Source organism: Thioalkalivibrio sp. ALMg9 (assembly GCF_000380625.1).
Lineage (GTDB): Bacteria > Pseudomonadota > Gammaproteobacteria > Ectothiorhodospirales > Ectothiorhodospiraceae > Thioalkalivibrio > Thioalkalivibrio versutus.
The window spans coordinates 1-18,026 of record NZ_AQYC01000005.1 but is presented as its reverse complement, the minus strand read 5'-3'; the positions used below and the strand labels follow the sequence as shown (position 1 = coordinate 18,026).

The following is an 18,026-nucleotide window of genomic DNA, read 5'->3' as shown; positions in this document are numbered from 1 at the left end:
TTCAGTTCTCGATCGGTTCGCCGGCCAGCAGGGCATCAATGCCCGCATTGGCCAGTTCGTCGGCGCGCTCGTTCTCCGGGTGACCGCTGTGGCCCCGTACCCAGTACCACTCGATATCGTGGCGCTGGGCCTGTGCATCCAGTTCCTCCCAGAGATCACGGTTTTTCACCGGGGAGCCGCTGGCGGACTTCCAGTTGCGCCGCTTCCAGCCCGGCATCCACTCGGTCACGCCCTGCTTCACGTACTTGGAATCCGTGACCAGCTCCACCTTGCAGGGGCGCTTCAAGGTCTCCAGCGCGCGGATGGCCGCGGTCATCTCCATGCGGTTATTGGTCGTCTCGGCCTCGGCCCCGTAGAGCTCGCGCTCGCGCCCGTCGAAGCGCAGGATCGCACCCCAGCCGCCCGGCCCGGGGTTTCCACGGCAGGCCCCGTCGGTATAGATGTACACGCGTTCGTCAGCCATGCGTTCGGCGGGCTCCAGAATGAGAGGAGCGCGAGGATACCAGCCCCGGACGCATCGCGGGGTTGGGCATGGCGAAGCGGAAACGCGGCTCCGGACGCAGGGGCATGTTCACCCGCTTGTGGGCCACGGTCAGGATCATGCTGGCCAGCGGCGGCAGACCGCGCAGGGTCCAGGCATCCATGGTGGCCAGGCGTTTCTGCCAGGCGGCGGGCAGCCCCGGTGGGAGCAGGCTCAGGCTCCACTGATCCAGCACCTCGAGATCCGCCGCCTCCAGCAACTCGCGATATTGGCGCCGCCGCAGGCCTTCGGGCAGAGGCGAGGCGCGCACCCCGTTGCGCCCACCGCGTTGCAGGCGGTTGCCTTCCAGCAGAAACACCCGTCCCTCGGGCTCCAGCACCCGGGCCGCCTCGGCCACCACCGCCGCCGGTTGCTCGCTCTGGGCGCAGGGATGGGCGAGCACGATGCGCCCGGCACAGCCGGACTCCAGCGGCCAGGCCTCGGGGTCCATGCGCAGCGCCGGGCGCGCCGAGGCGATCCGGATCAGCGGGGCCTGCAGGGCATCGCTGTCCTCCAGGATCGGCACCGGCGCCAGCTCCACCGCCAGCCCCCCGGGGCCCGGATCGCCATAGCGCCGAATGCGTTCCAGAAAGCGCTCGCGGACCCTCCGCCCCTGCGGCTGGGCATACCAGTGCGCCAACCAAGTCAGGAATGGGTCTTGGTGATCCCCCATCTCTGGTTTATCCTCCAGCGCCATGACACCACGCCTCCGCACACGACTGACCACCGCCCTGATTCTCGGCCTGACGGCGATCTTCGCCTCTGCCTGTAGCCTACACGACTCCGAGCGCACGCTGGACACCTCGGCGGCGGATCGGCCGATCGTGGAACCGCGCACGACCGAGGACGTGCAGGCCGCGATGGAACGCCAGCAGCGCGACGCCGCGCAACGTGCCGCCGAGACCGACGACCTGTGGGAGCGCGCGCGCCTGGGCTTCGGCTTCAACGACGCGCTGGACCACGAACGCGTGGATCGCTATATCAGGCACTACCGTGACCATCCACGGATCATCGAGTACAGCACCCGGCGCGCGGAGCCGTTCGCCTACTTCATCCTGTCCGAGATCGAGGCGCGCGACATGCCCGCCGAGCTCCTGCTGCTGCCGATCGTGGAGAGCGGCTTCGTCGCCCAGGCGACCTCGCGCAGCCGCGCGGCGGGGATCTGGCAGTTCATGCCCGCCACCGGCGACTATTTCGATCTGTCGCGCGATCACTGGTACGACGGCCGCCGCGACGTCTACAAATCCACCCTCGCCGCGCTGGACTACCTCCAGGCGCTGCATCGACGCTTCGACGACTGGTACCTGGCCCTGGCCGCTTATAACTACGGCCAGGGCAACATCCAGCGCGCGATCGACCGCAATGCCGCCCGCGGCGAGCCCACTGACTACTGGAGCCTGGACCTGCCGTCCGAGCCGACCGCGTACATCCCGCGACTGCTGGCCCTGCGCCACCTGTTCCTGGACCCCGATGCCCACAACATCGCCATCGCGCCCATCGCCAACGAACCGGCGCTGGAGATGATCGAACCCGGCCAGCAGGCGGACTTCTCGCTAATCGCGGAGCTCGCCGACCTGGATACCGAGACCCTCAAACAGCTCAACCCCGGCTACCACCGCCATGCCACCCACCCCGGCGGCGCCCAGCACCTGTTCGTCCCGCGCGAGGCGCTGCCCACCCTCGAGGCGGCACTGGAGACCCGCAACGATGAACCGCTGCTCCGGTTCCGCGAATACACCGTGCGCTCGGGCGACAACCTCGGCCAGATTGCCCAGCGCGCCGGCACCCGCGTCGCCGTGCTGCGCGACATGAACAACCTCGACGACGACATGATCCGCGCCGGTCAGACCCTGCGCCTGCCGGCCTCCGCCCCGAGCGAAGAGGCTCCGCTGCAGGTGGCCGGCGACAACAGCCAGTTAGCGGAGGACTATCAGGTGCAGGCTGGCGACAGCCTGTGGCACATCAGTCAGCGCACCGGCATGTCCATCGGCGCCCTGCGCGCCGCCAACGACCTGGACCCGGACGCGATCCTCCGCCCGGGCGACACCCTGAAGGTGGTGCGCGCCGATCCCGACCGTGGGCCCGACGGCCAGCGCGTCGAGTACGAGGTCCGCCCCGGCGACTCGCTGTCGACCATCGCTCGCCGCCACCAGGTCAGCATCGGCGACCTGCGGCGCTGGAACGGGCTGAACGGCGACGGCATCCGAGCCGGAGAGACCCTGACCCTGTACCTGGCCAGCGCCGACGGAGAGGCGATCGCCCAGAGCGACGCCTGAACCGCGACGACATCGACGCCACGAAAAAGGCCCCGGTTGAACCCGGGGCCTTTTTCGTGCGCAAGAGAGCCGCGGCCGGCTTCAGTGGTCGGCGGCCGCCGCCCCCGGTGCTTCCGATTGCAGGCGGACGGTTTCGGGGTCCAGCCCGGCCGCCCGGAAGAGCTGCTCGAAACGCCGCTTCGGCACATGCAGGCGCAACTGGATCGACCCATCCGGCGTGGTCTGCTCGGCCTCCACGGCCTTCTCCTCGTAGAGCTGGGCGCGCAGGCGCCCGGCCGAGGCCGGGAGCTCGACCCAGCCCTGGGTCATGGACTCGGTGAAGGTCTCGGCCAGACGCTGCTCCAGGCGCTCCGCACCCTCGCCGGTATGCGCCGACAGCCAGAAGGCATCGTCCGCCATTCCGAAACGGTCGTCCGGGTCCTCGGCCGGGTTCTCCAGCTGGTCGATCTTGTTGTACACCCGCCAGCAGGGGACGTCCTCGGCGCCGATCTCCTCGAGCACCTCCTCGACCTGGCGGATGCGCGCCTCGCGCTCCGGGTCGGCGGCGTCGATCACGTGCAGCAGCAGCGCCGCCTCGCGGGTCTCGGTCAGGGTCGCCTTGAACGCGGCGACCAGCTCGTGCGGCAGATCGCGCACGAAGCCCACGGTGTCGGCCAGGATCAGCGACTGGTGCGGGGCCAGGTCCAGACGGCGCAGGGTCGGGTCCAGGGTCGCGAACAGCTGATCCGCCTGGTAGACGTCGGAATGCGTGAGGCGATTGAACAGGGTCGACTTGCCGGCGTTGGTGTAGCCCACCAGCGAGACCGTGGGGATCTCGTTGCGCAGGCGCGCCTGACGGCCCTGTTCGCGGGTGCGTTCAACCTTCTCCAGACGCCGCTCGATGTGCTTGATGCGCCCGGCCAGCAGGCGGCGGTCGGTCTCCAGCTGGGTTTCCCCCGGACCGCGCAGGCCGATCCCGCCCTTTTGCCGCTCGAGGTGGGTCCAGCCACGCACCAGGCGCGTGGACATATGGCGCAACTGGGCCAGCTCCACCTGCAGCTTGCCCTCGTGGGAGCGGGCGCGCTGGGCGAAGATATCGAGGATCAAGCCGGAGCGATCCAGCACCCGGGCCTTCAGGTGGGCCTCGAGGTTGCGTTCCTGGCTGGGCGACAGGGCGTGATTGAAGATCACCACGTCGGCACCCGACGCCTCCACCGCATCCCGGATCTCGTCGGCCTTGCCGGCGCCGACGAACAGCTTGGGGTGCGGCCGGTCGCGCGAGCCGCGCACCACCGCCATGATCTCGGCCCCGGCGGAGCGCACGAGCTCGTCGAATTCCTGGACCTGGGCCTCGATATCGGGGTTGTCCCCGACATTCAGCGCGACCAGGACCGCACCATTGCCGACGCGCTCGTCGCCGGCACTCTCCGGACGCTCAAACAAGCTGGCAGAGACCTCCACTCATGTTCAGGACTCGGCCTCGGCGGAGGCGGGGGCCGCTGCCTCGCCCTCGAGATTCATGTTCACCTGACGGGCCGGCACGATCGTGGAGATGGCGTGCTTGTAGACCATCTGCGAGACCGTACTGCGCAACAGCACCACGAACTGGTCGAAGGATTCGATCTGCCCCTGCAGCTTGATCCCGTTCACCAGGTAGATGGAGACCGGGATCCGGTCCCGACGCAGCGCATTCAGGAAGGGTTCCTGCAACGTTTGCCCTTTGGCCATCGGTGCGTTCCTTGATCGTTATTATTGGTTCGCGACCCGCGCCGGCGGCTCGAGTTCGGCCCGCCGCACGGTCAGGTTGAAGCGTAGCATACCGGCTTCGCGGCGCCGCTCCAGGCGTACACCGGGCGTTATTCGGACGTCGCCGCTGCGGGGGCCGCCATCCGTGCAGCCTGGATTGCCCGCAGAGCCTGCGACAAATCCGCGTTCTCGGCGTTCAACCGGGCATGCAGGGGGAAGCGCCGCAGCCCGGTGAGCTGGCGTTTTGCGAGCTGGCGAGTCGCGGCGATGGCCCGCTCGCGAAAGGTCGCAAAGTCGCATTCGCCGGCCAGCCACTGCCAGCCCTGGCGATACCCCACCGCCCGCTGCGACGGGTGCTCCGCGGTCAGGCCGGGGCGACGGGTCAGGGTCATCAGTTCGTCGACGAAGCCGGCCTCCAGCATCGCATCGAAGCGGTCGGCGATGCGGGTACGCAGGCGCTCGCGATCCGCCGGCCACAGGGCCAGCGACACCCAGCCCGCCGGGACCGTCGCGGCCGCGCCACTCTGGAAGCCCGACAATGGCTGGCCACTGGCCGCGTACACCTCCAGGGCGCGCAGGATGCGTTGCGGGTCGTTCGGGTGGATGCGCGCGGCGGCCTCCGGGTCCACGGTGGCCAGCTCGGCATGGAGGGCCACGGCGCCCTCGTGTTCCAGACGGGCACGCACGGACTCGCGGACCGCATCCGGTACCGGCGGGATCGGATCGAAGCCGTCCAGCAGGGCGCGCAGGTAGAGCAGCGTGCCGCCCGCCAGCAGGGCGACCCGGCCGCGGGCATGAATGGCATCGATCGCGGCGCGGGCATCGCGGGCAAAGTCGGAGGCATTGTAGGTGTCCTCCGGGTCGCGGATATCCAGCAGGTGATGCGGGGCGCGGGCACGCTCGGCGGCGTCCGGCTTGGCGGTGCCGATGTCCATGCCGCGATAGACCAGCGCGGAATCCACGCTGACGATCTCCGCGTCCAGGGCCTCGGCCAGCGCCAGCGACAGCGCGGTCTTGCCGCTCGCGGTGGGACCGGCCAGCAGGATGACCGGCGGCCGGTCCCCATCCAGTCCGGCCATCAGCGTCCTCGCAGGAACAGCCGGTCCAGCGCCGAGTGGTCCAGCTCCACCCAGGTCGGGCGCCCGTGGTTGCACTGGCCGGAACGTTCGGTGGCCTCCATGTCGCGCAGCAACTGGTTCATCTCGGGCAGGGTCAGGCGTCGCCCCGAACGCACGGAACCGTGGCAGGCGATCGTTCCCAGTACCGCGTTCATCGCCCCCTCGGCCCGATGGCTGTAGCCATCGGCCGCGAGGTCCGCCAGGACATCGCGCACGAGCTGCGCGGTGTCCTGGCCACGCAGCAACGCAGGCGCCGCGCGCAGGGTCAGGGTCTCGGGGCCGGCGCGGTCGAGCTCGAAGCCGAGTTCCCCAAGCAGGTCCGCGCGTTCCTCGGCCAGTTCGGCCTCGGCCGGGGTGACGTCCAGGGTCTCCGGCACCAGCAGGGGCTGCGAGGTCACCCGTGCCCCCTCCCATTCGCGCTTCAGACGTTCATAGGTGATGCGCTCGTGGGCCGCGTGCATGTCCACCACGATCAGGCCGCGGGGGCTCTCGGCCAGGATGAAGGTCTCGGCTACCTGCCCCAGGGCAAACCCCAGGGGCGGCATGCCGTCCGGGTCCGCTGCGGGCGCACCGGACGTGGCGGATGGCATCGGGGTGTCATAAGCGGCGGGCCGCACCTCGGCCACCGCAGACGTCCCGCGGAACTCGGCCCAGGCCGCACCAAAGCCTGGATCGCGCCCGACCGGCTCAAGTCGCGGTTCGCGAGGGGGCGCATACCCACCGCCCGCACCCGGCACACCCAGCCCGGACAGCGGCCGATCCGCCTGCGCCGGCATGGGCATGGGGCGACCGGAGGGGGCCGGCGCACCCATGTCGGGTACCGCCGCGGCATGCCCGGAATCCCCCGGACGCAACGCGGCAAGCGCCTTGTGCAGGCTGTGGAAGATGAAGTCGTGAACCATGCGCGACTCGCGAAAGCGCACCTCCTGCTTGGTCGGATGCGCGTTCACATCCACCTGGGTCGGATCCAGCTCCAGGTCCAGCACGAACATCGGATGCCGCCCGTGGTAGAGCACGTCCTGATAGGCCTTGCGCACGGCCGCCGCCAGCACGCGGTCGCGGATCGCGCGGCCGTTGACGAAGAAGAACTGCTGATCGGGCTGCGCCCGCGACTGGGTCGGCGAGCCCAGCCAGCCGGACAGCGCCAGCCCGGCGCGCTGTTCGTCCACCGGGGTCGCATGCTCCAGGAAGGCATCGCCCAGCAGCGCCCGCACCCGCTCGCCGGGGTCGTCGGCCGCCGGCAGGTCCAGGGTGACGCGGTCATTGTGGCGCAGGCTGAAGGCGACCTCGGGACAGGCGGCCGCCTGGGTGCGGATGACGTTCTCGCAGTGGTTGTATTCGGTGCGTTCGGTACGCACGAACTTGCGCCGCGCCGGGACGTTGAAGAACAGGTCGCGGACCTCGACGGTCGTGCCCACCGGATGCGACGCCGGGGCGGCCTCGCGGAAGATATCGGAGCCATCCCCGGTCAGGCGCCAGCCGTTGCGCTCGTCCGCCACCATGGAGGTCAGCGACAGCCGCGAGACGGAGGCGATCGAGGGCAGGGCCTCGCCGCGAAAGCCCAGGGTATGCAACGCCTCGAGATCGTCCATGCAGGCGATCTTGCTGGTGGCATGGCGCGACAGGGCCAGCGGCATCTCGTCGCGATAAATCCCGCTGCCGTTGTCGCTGATCTGGATCAGTCGAATGCCACCCTGCTCCAGGCGCACATCCACCCGCGTCGCCCCGGCATCCAGGGCGTTCTCCAGCAGCTCCTTGACCACCGAGGCCGGACGCTCGATCACCTCGCCGGCGGCGATCTGATTGATCAGTTGTTCGGAGAGCTTTGCGATCGCCACGCGCGACACCTGGGAGAGACGAGAACCGGGTGCCTAGCCTAACCGGGGCAGCGCCGGAGTGCCTAGCCGGCGGCCGAACAACGCCTGCAAGACGTGACGGGCTGCCCGGAGGTGCCGGGCTCAGGAGTCGCGGGGGATACGCAGGACCTGGCCGGCGTAAATGCGGTCGTCGCGGACATCGTTGGCCGAACGCAGGTCCGCCAGCGACAGGCGATAGCGATCGGCAATCCCGGAGAGGGTCTCGCCCGGGCGGATGATGTGCTGGTCGGGCTGGCCGTCGGCGATCAGCGTGCCCGGACGGGCATGGGTGGAGAAGTACGACCGCAACCCGGTCAGCAGGGCGTCCGCCAGCGAGTTCTGGAAGGTCGTGCTGCGCAGCTTGCGCTCCTCGGAGGGATTGGAGATGAAGGCCGCCTCGACCAGGACCGACGGCACGTCCGGCGAGCGCAGGACCGCAAAGTTCGCGCGCTCTACCTCCGGCTTGCGCACCTTGCCCACCCGGTGGAGCTCCGCGATCATCCGCTCGGCCAGGGTGTTGCTGGCCTCCAGGCTCCCGCTCTGGGCCAGATCCAGCAGCACGTTGGTCAGGGAATCGTCCTTGCCGTTGATCGGCACCCCGCCCAGGCTCAGATCCGCCTGGTTCTCGCGCTGGGCGAGGAAGCGCGCCGCCTCGCTGGAGGCCCCGCGCTCGGACAGCATGTACACCGACGAACCCTGGACACTGCGATTGGCGATCGCGTCGGCGTGGATGGACACGAAGATATCGGCGTCCGCCTTGCGCGCCCGCTCGATGCGCTCGCGCAGGGGCAGGAAATAGTCGCCACTGCGGGTCATCACGGCCTTCATGCCGTGCTCGCTGTTCACGCGTTCGGCCAGACGCTTCGAGATCTGCAGGACCACGTCCTTCTCGCGGGTGCCGGCGGGGCCGATGGCACCCGGATCATGCCCACCATGACCGGCATCGATGGCGACCACGACATCGCGCAGGTCCTCCTGCGAGCGCCCACGGCGGGAGCCGTTGTTCTCCGCCGAGCGCGGCGCGGCGGGTGCCTCGCCGCTGGCCAGATCCAGGACCAGGCGGTGCGGCGCACCCTGTGCCGGCATCAGCACGAAACTGCTCGGCTCCACCGGCTTGCGCAGGTCGAACACCACGCGCAGATCGGAGCCATTGCGTGCGGCATGGCGCACGGCCTTGATCGCCGAGCGCGGGTTATCGCTGATGGTCAGGTCTTCCACGGCCCGCGCGTTCTCCAGATCCACCACCAGGCGGTCGGGAGACTGCAGGTGGAACATGGAGTATTCCGCCTCGCCGTCCATGTCGAAGACCAGACGGGTGGTTCCGCCATCCACGGACATGCGCACGCGCCGGACGTCCGTGCGAGCCAGGGCCGGCAAAGGCACCCCGACCAGCCCGAGGGCAGTCATGGCGCGCAGCAGCTGGCGGCGGCGCAGATCCGGCGATGTTGATTGGCCCACGGCGTTTCCCTTTGTAATCAGGGGTTCTGACTACATTGTGGACGCTTTTTCTGGAAAAGCAATAGCAATTTTCTTTCTTTATGAGCGAGATATCGCGCATTGTGCGCGTGGCGGGCCAACTCCGGGGCAGCCCCGGCGTGTCACCCTGTCACGATCTCCTGGCCCCGAAGCACCCGGTGGTAGGCCGCCGCCAGCGGCCCCTCCAGCCACAGCTCCCGGCCTTCGGCTGTGCCCTCGCGATGCGCCAGGCGCACCACCAGATCCGGCGCCGGCAGCCAGCCCGCACCGCGCTCCGGCCACTCCACCAGCCACAGGACATCGCCCCCGAAGGCCTCGCGCACCCCCAGGTACTCGAGTTCTTCGGGATCACCCAGGCGGTAAAGGTCGAAGTGCAGGACCTCGCGCCCCGCCAGCGCATACGGCTCCACCAGGGTGTAGGTCGGACTGCGGACCGCGCCTTCATGCCCGAGCCGGCGCAGCAGACCCCGAACCCAGGTGGTCTTGCCGACACCCAAATCACCCTCCAGGAACACGATATGCGGGGCGTCGAGCGCCGCCAGCGCGGCCCCGGCCGCCTCGGTTGCCTCCAGGTGCGGGAGGATCAGAGGGGCCGCTGCTACCGTCATGCCCCACCCCCAGCCGCGGCCGGCAGGGCTTCGGCCAGATCCCCGGCCAGCATCCCGCGCGCCCCGCCCAGACGATCACGCGCGATGCAGGCTGCGGCGCAGTGCCAGGCGGCCCCGATCTCCGCGGCACTGCGCGCATCCGCGCCCTGCCCGCGCAGCGCGGCGATGATGCCGGTCAGCACGTCCCCGCTGCCGGCGGTGGCCATACCGGGGTGGCCGCCGGTGACACAGGCCAGCGGCTCCGCACCCGAACTGGCGACCAGCGTGCCCGCCCCCTTCAGCAACACCACTCCACCCAGGCGCGCGGCCAGCGCCCGCACCTGCCCGGGGCGATCGGCCTCGATGGTGGCCACATCCTGCCCCTGCAGACGGGCGGCCTCGCCTGGGTGCGGGGTCAGCACCCAGTCCTCGCCCCGGCGCGGGGCCTCGGCCAGCAGGTTCAGGGCATCGGCATCCACCACCCGGGGCAGGTCGGCATCCGCCACCGCCAGCCACAGGCCACGACCCCAGGCGTCCTGTCCCAATCCCGGCCCCACCGCGACGACATCGACGCGACGCATCAGGGCCTGCAACTCGCTGGCATCCGCCACGCCACGCACCATCAACTCGGGTCGTTCCAGGTTCGCCCAGGCCGCGTGTTCGGGGTGCGTGGCCAGGGTCACACGGCCGGCCCCGGCGCGCAGGGCGGCCGTCGCCGCCAGCCGCGCGGCCCCCGAGTAGCCGGGCGCGCCGCCCACGATCAGCACATGCCCACAGTCGCCCTTGTGCACCCCCGGGCGCCGCACCGGCAGGCGCTGCCGCCAGTCCGCTGGCCCGATCCGACGCGCAACCGGCGCGATGCCATGGGTCACCGAGGCAGGGAGATCGAGCGGGGCCACCTCCACCCGACCAACCCGGTCGACCGCGGCCCCGGTATGCAGGCCCAGCTTGTCGGCGATCATGGTCAGGGTGTGACTGGCCCGGACCGCCTCCCCCAGGACCCGGCCGCGATCGATATCCACGCCCGAGGGCACATCGGCCGCCAGCACCGGTCGCCCACTCGCGTTCAGCGACTCGATCACCGCGCCGTAGGCATCGGTCAGCGGCCGCTCCAGGCCGATCCCGAACAGGCAATCCACCCACAGGTCCGCGGCCGCCGGGTCGAAACTTTCCAGGGCATGGACCTCGCCGCCGCCCGCCTGCCAGCGCCGATGGGCCTGGCGACCATCGGACTCGGGGCGCGCCCGCGAAGGGCCGCCATGAACCCGGACCTCCAGCCCGGCCTCGGCGGCCCGCCGCGCGAGCACGTAGCCGTCCCCGCCGTTGTTGCCGGGCCCGCACAGGATCCCGATGCGGCGGGCCTGCGGCCAGTCGCGGCGCACCACCGTCAACAGGGCCTGCCCGGCACGCTCCATCAGCTCGCCCGGAGCCATCCCCGGCAGGGCCAGGCCGGCGGCATCCAGGGCCCGCATGCCCGCGTTATCGAACAGTGCGCTGGTCAATGCTTGTGGGTCGGGTTCATGATTCACGCCATCACCTCCGTCGCGGAAGCCGAAATCGTGCCTCAGCGCCTCGATCCACGCCAATCCATCGAGCTTGCCGAACGCATCCGCGACTGGGGACGCGAGCTCGGCTTCCAGGCCGTGCGCATCGCCCCCGCCGAGGTGCCCGAGGCGGATCGCCGGCATCTGGACGACTGGCTGGCCCAGGGCTCACACGGCGACATGGACTGGATGGCCGACCGCGCCCCCCTGCGCCACGCCCCGGATGCCCTGGTGCCCGGCGTGCAGCGCATCATCAGCGTGCGCATGGACTACTTCCCGCCGGCCACCCGGCGCCCGGCGATCCAGCTGGCCGAACGCGATCACGCCTATGTCTCGCGCTATGCCCTGGGCCGCGACTACCACAAGCTGCTGCGCAAGCGCCTGACCACCCTCGCGCGCCGGATCGAGGCGGAGGTCGGGCCGTTCGGTTATCGCGCCTTCACCGATAGCGCGCCAATCCTGGAAAAGGCCCTGGCCGCCCGCGCCGGGCTGGGCTGGATTGGCAAGAACACCAATCTGCTGGCGCGCGAGAGCGGCTCCTGGTTCTTCCTCGGGGAGTTGTTTACCGACCTGCCACTGCCACTGGATGAACCCGTGGACGAGCACTGCGGCCAGTGCACCGCCTGTCTCGATGTCTGCCCGACCCGGGCGTTCCGCGGGCCATACGACCTGGACGCCCGCCGCTGCATCTCCTACCTGACCATCGAACTGAAGGGTGCGATCCCCGAGGACCTGCGCCCGCTGATCGGCAACCGCATCTACGGCTGCGACGATTGCCAGCTGGTCTGCCCCTGGAACCGCTTTGCCGAGGTCACGGCGGAACCCGACTTCATCGCCCGCCACGGTCTGGATAGCGCCAGCCTGGTCGAGCTGTTCGCCTGGGACGAGGCAACCTTCCTCGCCCGCACCGAGGGCATGGCCATTCGCCGAATCGGCCATGCGCAGTGGCTACGCAACCTCGCTGTGGCCCTCGGCAACGGTCCGGCCACACCCGAGGCGGACGCAGCCCTGGCCGCCCGCGCCGAGCACCCTTCCGAGCTGGTGCGCGAACACGCCGCCTGGGCGCGCGAACAACTGCGCAACCCCCCGCCCAGCGCGCCCCTGTCCACGGAAAACCTGTCCCGGCTCACCCAAGCGCCCGGGTAAGCCGGGCAAGCAGAAACCGCCGCGGAAGAGGCAAATCCGCACCTCCCAAGGTTGCCAGTGCCGACGCAACCGGCGACACTCCGGTGCCGAATCACGCCCCGACGCGGGGCCCGGCCCGCCACCAAAGGTTCAGCCCGCCGCCATGCCCGATCACCCGGACACCACGCGCTATCAGCGGATCTTCGAACAGGCGCCCGAGGCTCATCTGGTCCTCGACCGCAAGGGCGGGATCGTCGCGGCCAACTACGCCGCCTGCGAACTGCTGGGCTATACCAGCGCCGAACTGACCGGCGGCGTGCACATCACCGAGCTGGACCTGCAGGCCACTCAGGACGACGTGGACCAGGCCCACTCCAACCCCGAACAGCGCCTCCCCGCGCACTTCGAGAGCCGCTACCGGCGCCGTGACGGTGGCGAATTTCCGGCCGAGGTGCACATCAACGCGATCCGCACGGACGGCGAGCTCGAGGTCTTCGCGACCGTGCGCGACATCACCCGCGAGCGTCAGTCGGAGCAGGCGCTGAAGAGCCTGGAGACCCAGCTGGGCGCGACCATTCGCCATGCCCCGCTGATCCTGTTCGCGCTAGATGCTGAAGGCTGCTTCACGCTATCGGAGGGAGCCGGCCTCCGGACCCTGGGATTAAAGCCAGGCGATGTCCTGGGCCGCGACGCCCGGGAAGTCTACGCCGACCAGCCCAACGTGATCGATGCCGTGGAACGCGCTCTGAGGGGGGATAGCTTCGACGACGAGGTCCGTATTGGTGACACCCATCTACGCGTCTCATGGATGCCGCTGACCGATGGCGAATCCAGCCGCCCAGGCGTACTCGGCGTGGCCTGGGACGTCACCTCGCTGCGGGCCGCGGAGGCCGCCACGGGTGCCGAACGGGACCGCCTGCTAACCACGCTGCAATCGATCAGCGACGGGGTCATCACCGCAGACACCCACGGGCGCCTGACCTACCTGAACCCCGCCGCCCAGGTACTGCTGGGGCTGGATGCCACCAGCGCCCAGGGCCGCCTGGTGGACGAACTGCTGGACCTGGAAGACACCCGGACGGGGACCAGCGTGCTCCGCCCGGTGGAACACTGCCTGAACCTGGGCGGTACCGTGGAATCGCCCGAACGCATACTGCATCGCGCCGACGGCGAAACCCGCGTGGTGCGCATGCTGGCCTCGCCCCTGCAACGCCCGAACCGCGAGGCCCAGGGTGTGGTGGTCGTGCTGCACGACCACACCGAGCTGTGGCAGATGACCCAGCAGCTCAACCATCAGGCGACCCATGACGACCTCACCGGCCTGTGCAACCGCCGCGAATTCGAGCGGCGGCTGGACCAGGCCCTGCACATTCAGGAGGAGGGCGAGACGCCGCATGCGGTGTTCTACATGGACCTCGACCAGTTCAAGATCATCAACGACACCTGCGGTCACCAGGCCGGCGACGAGCTCCTGCGGGAACTCTCCGAGCGCCTGCGGCACCTGATCCGCGAGAACGACACCCTGGCTCGACTAGGTGGCGACGAATTCGGCGTGCTGCTGTGCCACTGCCCGCCCGAACGCGCCGAGGCGATTGCCCGGAAGATGCTGGAGACCGTGCAGTCCCTGCGCTTCGCATGGGAGGGCCGGCGTTTCGATGTCGGCGTCAGCATCGGTCTGGTGCCGGTCAGCGGCCCGGAACAGACCCTGCCCGAGATCCTCAGCCAGGCGGACTCCGCCTGCTACGCCGCCAAGGAAAACGGCCGCAACCAGGTCTACGTCTGGCAGCCCAGCGACCAGGCCCTGCGCCGCCGACGCGGGGAGATGGAATGGGTCGGCCGCATCCGCTCGGCGCTGGAGGAAGGGCGCTTCGCGCTGTTCGGCCAGGCCGTCCACCCGCTGGGCCCGGTCGACCCGGACCTTGCCCATGTCGAGGTGTTGATGCGCCTGCGCGACGAGGATGGCCGGCTGATCCCGCCGGGCAGCTTCATCCCGGCCGCGGAGCGCTACCACCTGATGCCGGATATCGACCGCCACATCATCGACAACGCCTTCGCCATGCTCGCCCGGCATCGTGCGCCGCGCGAGAACCCCTCCCACTGCGACCCCACCCTGGCGATCAACCTCTCGGGCCAGTCGCTGGCGCAGGAGAGCATGCTGGAGTTCGTCACCGAGCGCCTGCAGCACTACGCGATCCCGCCGCGCTGCATCATCTTCGAGATCACCGAGACCGCAGCCATCAGCCACCACGAACGTGCCCAGAGCCTGATCCGCACCCTGCGCTACATGGGCTGTCGTTTCTCCCTGGACGACTTCGGCAGCGGTCTGTCGTCATTCGGGTACTTGAAGAACCTGCCGGTGGACTTCATCAAGGTCGACGGTAGCTTCGTGCGCGATATTGCCCACAACGCGGTGGACTCGGCCATGGTCACGGCCATTCATCGCGTGGGTCATGTCCTCGGCCTGCGCACCATCGCCGAGTGTGTCGAATCAGCCGCGACCATGGACCGCCTGCGAGAGATCGGCCTGGACTTCGTGCAGGGCTTCTACCTGTCGGAACCGGCACCGCTGGAGCAACACCTCACGCCCATCGACAGCAACGTCCACTGACGAGCGGCACCCATTTCCGAGTGTTTTCCTTGGTTTTTGCCGGCGCTTTCGCTTCCGGCACCAGGACTTGCTAGCGTAGGACCGAACAATAATCGGAAAACCACGCACTTATGCCGTATTCGGAACAACGCATCACCTCCACGCGCCGCTGGTCGGACAAGACCTTCAGCTTCACCACCACGCGCCCGGAGGGTCTGGAATTCAAGAACGGGCAGTTCGTGACCCTGGGGCTGCGCCCCGAGGGCAAGCTGATTCCGCGTGCGTATTCGATCGTCTCCGAACCCGAGGCCGAGGAACTGGAGTTCCTGAGCATCCACGTGCCGGATGGCGCCCTGACCAGCCGCCTGGCCGAGGCTGGACCGGGTGATTCGATCTGGATCAACACCAAGGTCACCGGCTCGCTCACCTTCGACTACGTGCAGCCGGGTCGCACCCTGTACATGCTGGCCACCGGCACGGGGCTCGCCCCGTTCATCTCGCTGATCCGCAGCCCGGAGCTGTTCGAGCACTTCGACAATGCAGTGCTGGTACACAGCGTTCGTACCGTCGAGGAACTGGCCTACCGCCAGGAGATCGAGTCGCGCATCAGCGACCGCCTGCGCTACGTGCCGACCGTGACCCGCGAGAACCACGACTTCGCCTGCCCGATCGCGCAGCAGCCCTACGACAACAACCAGCGTGGCGCTGACATGTTCCGCTCCGGCGAGCTAAGCCGCATCCTCGATTTGCCGCCCGCGGATCCGGAACACGACCGCGTAATGCTGTGCGGCAACCCGGCGATGAACCGCGAGATGAGCGAGTGGCTCACCGAACACGGCTGGACCCAGACCAACTACAAGGGCGTGGGTACCTTCACCGTGGAACAGGCCTTCGTGACCACCATGTCGGACTCGGACGACTGAACCTCAGCCCCGGACCAGCAGGATCCAGCGGGCCGCGTTGATCCGCTGCAGTTTGGCCGTGTCGCCACCCCGGTCCGGGTGGTGGCGCTGCGCCATCCGGCGGTACTGTCGGCGGATCGTATCCGCATCCACCGGGTCCGCAAGCTCCAGCACCTCCAGCGCCTGCTCGCGTTGCTGGTCACGCCCCAGCTGCGACCAGAACTCACCCAGAAGCGCCTCCACCGCCGCCGCATCCATGGTTTCCAGCTGCGCCAGGTCAAGGTAATAGGCGCGCAACGGATCGTGCATCGCCAGAAGCCCATCCACCGCGCCACCTTCCCGCAGCGGCTCGACCCCGATATCCAGGCAGTGGATACGCAAGCCTTCGCCGCCCTCCGCAAGGCGGTCGCGCAGCCGGTACAGGCAGTGGAACAGCACAAAGTGCGCCTGAAACAGGCTCAAGGGCTCCTGCAGCCGCGCCCCGGAAAACGGCTCCACGCCCGCGTCGCGCAACTGCGTGATCAGGGCGTGCTCGGTCAGCCCGTCCGACTGCATGCGCAGGCACTCCAGCACCCGATCCAGCAATGCCGGATGGACCGGTGACGCGACCGCATCCGAAGCGGCTGTCATGCGCCCGGAAACTCCCCGTCGACATACACCCAGCGCCCATCTTCGCGGCGAAAACGACTACGCTCGTGCAGGCGTACGCCCTGACCGCGCACCCGTGACCGGGCAATGAACTCGACCCAGCCTGACTCGTCGTCCGGCCCACCCGCCTCGGTCGCACGTATCGCGAGCCCCAGCCAGCGCTGTTCCGGGTCCAGCTCCATGGATGCCGGGCGTGTCGCGGCCGCCCAGGTCGCCAGCAGATAGTCCTCACGCCCTTCCACAAACGCGGCATAACGCGAGCGCATCAGCGCCTCCGCCGTGGGCGCCGAGGCCGTACCATCCAGATACGGCCCACAGCAGGCGGCACGGTCCTGCCCGGACCCGCAGACACACGTGTCGACCTTCTTTCGGCTCGCCTTGCCCAAGCCCCATCTCCCGTTCATCTGCGTTCCAGTCAGCATGCCCGAGCTATCGCCCACGGTCGAACCCTCATTTTGGCACTGGTCTTTCGCCAGCGAAATCGGTAGCGTGCGAATCACGATCCCGGAGGGAACAATGGCCAACATCCTGATCATGGGCTGCGGCGATCTCGGCGGTGCCGTTGGCCAGCAACTTGCCCACGGCGGACACTCCGTCTGGGGCCTGCGCCGCCGGCCGGAGCACATCCCCAAGCCGATCCAGCCCCTGGCCGGCGACTTCGGCGTCGCGGACGGCCTGCCGGAGCTGCCGCCGGCGCTCGACACCGTTTATTTCATCGCCACCCCGGGCGAGTTCACCAAGCCCGCCTATCGTCGCGCCTATGTTGACGGCCTGCGCAACACCCTGACCACCCTGGAACGGGCCAGCCAGCAGCCGCGCCGCGTTGTATTCGTCTCCAGCACCTCGGTGTACGGCGCCGACGACGGCCGCTGGGTGGACGAGGCCAGCCCCACCGAACCCACCCGGTTCTCCGGGCGCGCCCTGCGGGAAGCCGAGCAGCTGCTCGCCGACAGTCCGTTTCCCGGCGTGGTCGTGCGCTTTGGCGGCATTTATGGCCCGGGCCGCGAGTACCACCTGCGCAAGGTACGCGAGGGCGTGCGTGGTCAGCACGAAGCGCCGGTCTGGACCAACCGCATCCACCGCGATGACTGCGTGGGCCTGCTGACCCACTTGTTCCATCTGGATGACCCCGACCCGATTTATCTGGGCGTGGATGACGAGCCCGCCCTGCGCCACGAGCTGCTCGCCTGGCTGGCACAGGCGATGGAGATCGATCCGCCCGGCACACCGCCGATGCCCGAGGGCGAAGTCTCCGGCAAGCGCTGCTGCAACAAGCGCCTGCATGCCAGTGGCTATCGCCTCCAGTATCCCGACTACCGCACCGGCTACCGCGCCCTGCTCGACCACATCGCCACCACCTGACCAGGGTCCTCGCAGCGTCGGGCCCGGGCGCAGTTCGGCCTCAGGTGTCTACATTGCCTCCGGTCCACCGCCTGCCTTGTTGTGGCTGGTCCCGGTTCGCCATCCGGTGTTTACGGTGCCTCCGGTCCGCCGCCTGCCACGCGCTCTCTCGCGAGCGCACCGCGCCCGTTGTTGATCAAAAACTGGCTTCTTTGCTCGTGCAAAGAAGTACCCAAGAAACACGCCCGACTGCCGCGACCCCGGCCCGCTGCGCGGGCCGGGGTTTTGTAACGCGCCGCGACTTGTGCGCCGGGGCGACAC

The 18,026-nt window shown here is 69.1% G+C and carries 16 protein-coding genes; 5 read left to right on the top strand and 11 right to left on the bottom strand.

The annotated features are described in order from the left end of the window. Position 1 precedes the first annotated feature (1 nt). A complete protein-coding gene (gene rnhA, locus F792_RS0101305; RefSeq protein WP_018145389.1) occupies positions 2 to 463 on the bottom strand; it encodes a ribonuclease HI in 462 nt (153 codons plus the stop codon). Further along, positions 456 to 1,217: a hypothetical protein gene (locus F792_RS0101300; protein ID WP_018168067.1), complete on the bottom strand. Its 762-nt coding sequence runs from the start codon at positions 1,215 to 1,217 to the stop codon at positions 456 to 458. The genes rnhA and F792_RS0101300 overlap by 8 nt, the downstream gene beginning before the upstream one ends. Here F792_RS0101300 and F792_RS0101295 point away from each other — a divergent pair. Continuing rightward, positions 1,216 to 2,796, top strand: coding sequence for a LysM peptidoglycan-binding domain-containing protein (locus F792_RS0101295; RefSeq protein ID WP_018168066.1), 1,581 nt, complete (start codon positions 1,216 to 1,218; stop codon positions 2,794 to 2,796). The genes F792_RS0101300 and F792_RS0101295 overlap by 2 nt on opposite strands. Before the next feature lie 81 nt (positions 2,797 to 2,877). Here the strand turns inward: F792_RS0101295 and hflX are convergent, their stop codons facing one another. From hflX to F792_RS0101260, 7 genes are all read right to left on the bottom strand, one after another. Beyond that, positions 2,878 to 4,218 carry a ribosome rescue GTPase HflX gene (gene hflX / locus F792_RS0101290; RefSeq protein ID WP_018168065.1) on the bottom strand — a complete coding sequence of 447 codons (1,341 nt, stop codon included), beginning with the start codon at positions 4,216 to 4,218 and terminating at the stop codon, positions 2,878 to 2,880. A gap of 24 nt (positions 4,219 to 4,242) precedes the next feature. Further along, positions 4,243 to 4,503, bottom strand: a complete 261-nt coding sequence (gene hfq / locus F792_RS0101285; protein ID WP_018168064.1) for an RNA chaperone Hfq — start codon at positions 4,501 to 4,503, stop codon at positions 4,243 to 4,245. 128 nt (positions 4,504 to 4,631) lie between these two features. Beyond that, positions 4,632 to 5,600, bottom strand: a complete 969-nt coding sequence (miaA, locus tag F792_RS0101280; RefSeq protein WP_018168063.1) for a tRNA (adenosine(37)-N6)-dimethylallyltransferase MiaA — start codon at positions 5,598 to 5,600, stop codon at positions 4,632 to 4,634. Continuing rightward, positions 5,600 to 7,477 carry a DNA mismatch repair endonuclease MutL gene (mutL, locus tag F792_RS0101275; RefSeq protein WP_018168062.1) on the bottom strand — a complete coding sequence of 626 codons (1,878 nt, stop codon included), beginning with the start codon at positions 7,475 to 7,477 and terminating at the stop codon, positions 5,600 to 5,602. The genes miaA and mutL overlap by 1 nt, the downstream gene beginning before the upstream one ends. Positions 7,478 to 7,597: 120 nt before the next feature. Then, complete coding sequence (locus F792_RS0101270; protein WP_051080694.1) at positions 7,598 to 8,902, bottom strand: N-acetylmuramoyl-L-alanine amidase; 1,305 nt, start codon at positions 8,900 to 8,902, stop codon at positions 7,598 to 7,600. A gap of 191 nt (positions 8,903 to 9,093) precedes the next feature. Continuing rightward, the gene (gene tsaE / locus F792_RS0101265) at positions 9,094 to 9,579 is read right to left on the bottom strand and encodes a tRNA (adenosine(37)-N6)-threonylcarbamoyltransferase complex ATPase subunit type 1 TsaE (protein ID WP_018168060.1); all 486 of its coding nucleotides are present in this window, start codon (positions 9,577 to 9,579) and stop codon (positions 9,094 to 9,096) included. Next, entirely contained in the window at positions 9,576 to 11,060 is a 1,485-nt protein-coding gene (locus tag F792_RS0101260; RefSeq protein ID WP_018168059.1) for a bifunctional ADP-dependent NAD(P)H-hydrate dehydratase/NAD(P)H-hydrate epimerase, read from the bottom strand. The genes tsaE and F792_RS0101260 overlap by 4 nt, the downstream gene beginning before the upstream one ends. A gap of 18 nt (positions 11,061 to 11,078) precedes the next feature. Here F792_RS0101260 and queG point away from each other — a divergent pair, with 18 nt between their 5' ends. The 3 genes from queG to F792_RS0101245 all read left to right on the top strand — a co-directional run bounded on the left by queG (position 11,079) and on the right by F792_RS0101245 (position 15,737). Beyond that, the gene (gene queG / locus F792_RS0101255) at positions 11,079 to 12,248 is read left to right on the top strand and encodes a tRNA epoxyqueuosine(34) reductase QueG (protein ID WP_018168058.1); all 1,170 of its coding nucleotides are present in this window, start codon (positions 11,079 to 11,081) and stop codon (positions 12,246 to 12,248) included. A 142-nt stretch (positions 12,249 to 12,390) separates the two neighbouring features. Beyond that, positions 12,391 to 14,835 carry an EAL domain-containing protein gene (locus F792_RS0101250; RefSeq protein WP_018168057.1) on the top strand — a complete coding sequence of 815 codons (2,445 nt, stop codon included), beginning with the start codon at positions 12,391 to 12,393 and terminating at the stop codon, positions 14,833 to 14,835. Between the two features lie 110 nt (positions 14,836 to 14,945). Then, entirely contained in the window at positions 14,946 to 15,737 is a 792-nt protein-coding gene (locus F792_RS0101245) for a ferredoxin--NADP reductase (RefSeq protein WP_018168056.1), read from the top strand. A gap of 3 nt (positions 15,738 to 15,740) precedes the next feature. Here the strand turns inward: F792_RS0101245 and F792_RS0101240 are convergent, their stop codons facing one another. Both F792_RS0101240 and F792_RS0101235 read right to left on the bottom strand, forming a co-directional pair. Next, complete coding sequence (locus F792_RS0101240; RefSeq protein WP_026305874.1) at positions 15,741 to 16,346, bottom strand: DNA-J related domain-containing protein; 606 nt, start codon at positions 16,344 to 16,346, stop codon at positions 15,741 to 15,743. Further along, positions 16,343 to 16,750: a YchJ family protein gene (locus F792_RS0101235; protein ID WP_018168054.1), complete on the bottom strand. Its 408-nt coding sequence runs from the start codon at positions 16,748 to 16,750 to the stop codon at positions 16,343 to 16,345. The genes F792_RS0101240 and F792_RS0101235 overlap by 4 nt, the downstream gene beginning before the upstream one ends. Positions 16,751 to 16,880: 130 nt before the next feature. On the opposite strand from F792_RS0101235, the gene F792_RS0101230 reads away from it, so the two are divergent. Continuing rightward, entirely contained in the window at positions 16,881 to 17,726 is an 846-nt protein-coding gene (locus F792_RS0101230; protein WP_018168053.1) for an SDR family oxidoreductase, read from the top strand. Positions 17,727 to 18,026 lie beyond the last annotated feature (300 nt).